We start from the raw sequence: 222 nt of genomic DNA, 5'->3' as shown, positions 1-222 counted from the left end.
GGGCTCGGCGTGGTCGAGGTGCCGACCAATCGCCCGATCCAGCGCGAGGACGAGCACGACCAGATCTATCGCACCGTGCAGGAAAAGTTCGACGCCATCGTCAAGACCATCAAGGAGGCCCATGCCAAGGGTCAGCCCATCCTTGTCGGCACGACCTCGATCGAAAAGTCCGAGTACCTGTCGCAGCTTCTGAAGAAAGAGGACGTGCCGCACAACGTGCTG

At 60.8% G+C, this 222-nt stretch carries 1 protein-coding gene; it reads left to right on the top strand.

All coding sequences use genetic code 11. The annotated features are described in order from the left end of the window. On the top strand, positions 1–222 hold a 222-nt coding region (locus tag E0702_RS18765), incomplete at both ends, for a preprotein translocase subunit SecA (RefSeq protein WP_132045957.1).

This window comes from Halomonas marinisediminis, from assembly GCF_004347715.1.
GTDB lineage: Bacteria > Pseudomonadota > Gammaproteobacteria > Pseudomonadales > Halomonadaceae > Halomonas > Halomonas icarae.
This window is presented reverse-complemented; position numbering and strand designations above follow the sequence as displayed.